Here is a 2,078-nt window from a genome sequence, read left to right as displayed (position 1 = left end):
TGCAGCCTGAGGTTGAGGAGGAGCCGGCGCCTGCGGAAACGCCTGAAACTTCCGCCGTTCTGGCCCCGGATATCGGCAGTGCGCCGCAGGCAACCACGCTGCCGGTTATCGGTGCGGCGCCGGTTCTTCCAGAGGCTGGCGGCGACAGTGATGAGAATATCTCTGACAGCGAAACAGTTCAGGAATCTGCTGTTGCAGGGCAAGAGGCTCTGGCGCCAAGCATCGGCACGCCGGTTGTCCCGCTGACCGACCGGGACAAGCCGCAGGACGCCGGGTTTGCCTCAGCGGGGCTAACGGACCAGCCGCCGTTTACGGCCTATGCGGAACCTTTTGACAATCCGGAAGACCGGCCGCTGATGTCGATTGTACTGATCGACGACGAAGGGGCTGTCGGGGCTGAAGCGCTGGCGGAATTCCCCTATCCGTTGAGTTTTGCCATTGATCCGGAAGACCCGCAGGCTGCGTCTAAGATGGCCGCGCGCAGGGCGGCAGGGTTCGAGGTTCTGATGCTGGCGGATCTGCCGCGATCTGCATCGCCGCAGGACGCGGAGACCGCGCTGGAGGTTTGGCGCAGCAAACTGCCGGAAGCCATGGCGATCCTTGAAGGCATAGAGACCGGGGTGCAAGGCAACCGGCCGCTGGCGGATCAGGTTGCAGCAGCCGCGGCCTCGGCCGGCTACGGGCTGGTGACCCAGAACAGCGGGCTGAACACGGTACAGAAGCTGGCGCTGCGCGATGGCGTGCCGGCAGGAATTGTGTTCCGCGACTTTGACGGCGCCGGGCAGAATCCCCGGGCGATCCGGCGGTTTCTGGATCAGGCAGCGTTCCGGGCCGGACAGGAAGGCGCGGTGATCATGCTGGGACGGTTGCGCCCCGACACGATTTCAGCACTGCTGATCTGGGGCCTGCAGGACCGGGCTGCCCGGATTGCACTGGCGCCGGTCTCGGCCAGTTTGGAAGCAAACCTGCCGACTAAGTGAAAACGGCGCCCAAGACGGGCGCCGTGCCTTCGGCGAGGGTATTTTGAACCAGAAAGAAGCCGCAGCGCAGCCCTGCACTGCAAGTCCTAGCGGTTGCCGTTGCCGGTAAAACGGGCAGCGTCCGCTGCCGCGCGGCGGATGGCATTGGATTTATGGACGGTCTCCATATATTCGGCCTCCGGGTCGCTGTCATAGACCACGCCGCCGCCGGCCTGGATATAGAGGGTCTGATCCTTGACGATAGCGGTGCGCAGCGCGATGCACATATCCATGTCGCCGCCTGCCGAGAAATAGCCGACACCGCCGCCGTAGACGCCGCGTTTTTCCGGCTCCAGCTCATCAATGATTTCCATCGCACGCACCTTGGGGGCGCCGGAGACGGTGCCTGCGGGCATCCCGGCAAAGAAGGCGTCGAGCGCATCCTTGTCCTCAGCCAGCTCACCCACGACGTTTGAGACGATGTGCATCACGTGGCTGTAGCGTTCGATGATGAATTTCTCGGTCGGGCGGACAGTGCCGATCTTTGACACCTTGCCAGTATCGTTGCGGCCCAGGTCCAGCAGCATCAGGTGTTCCGCCAGTTCCTTCTGGTCGGCCAGCAGGTCCTCTTCCAGCGCCTTGTCCTCGGCCGGGGTGGCACCACGGGGGCGGGTGCCCGCGATGGGGCGGATCGTGACCTCGTCGCCGAAAACCCGCACGAGGATCTCGGGAGAGGCGCCGATCACCTGGAAGCCGCCAAAGTTGAAATAGAACATGAAGGGCGACGGGTTCGTCCGACGCAACGACCGGTAAAGCGCGAAGGGGGGCAGGGGGAAATCCTGCGTCCAGCGTTGAGAGGGCACCACCTGAAAGATATCGCCCGCCCGAATGTAGTCCTTGGCCTTGTCCACCGCCGAAAGATAGGCGTCATGGGCAAAGTTGGAGACCGGTTCACCCAGCTCCGCCGCATCGCCCAGGTCGCGGCTGGCCTGCGGCAGCGCGCGTTCCAGGTCGCGCACCGCGTCCATGACCCGTTCGGCGGCCTGGGCATAGGCCGCGCGCGCCGAAAGCCCATCCTGCACCCAGGCGGGAGAGACCACCGTCACCTCTCCCTTGACC

Annotated in this window: 2 protein-coding genes; one reads left to right on the top strand and one right to left on the bottom strand. The window is 64.4% G+C overall.

All coding sequences use genetic code 11. The features are described 5' to 3' along the window. Nucleotides 1-980, top strand: a 980-nt coding sequence (locus A2I95_RS33465) for a divergent polysaccharide deacetylase family protein (RefSeq protein WP_291736764.1), incomplete at its 5' end; no start/stop codon positions are given. An 86-nt stretch (nucleotides 981-1,066) separates the two neighbouring features. Here the strand turns inward: A2I95_RS33465 and A2I95_RS33460 are convergent. Continuing rightward, nucleotides 1,067-2,078 (bottom strand): anthranilate synthase component I family protein (locus tag A2I95_RS33460; RefSeq protein WP_291736763.1); only part of this gene is annotated, 1,012 nt, incomplete at its 5' end.

It is taken from the genome of Leisingera sp. F5 (genome assembly GCF_001593695.1).
The sequence above is the reverse complement of the archived record's forward strand: the minus strand, read 5'-3'. Positions and strand labels throughout refer to the sequence as shown.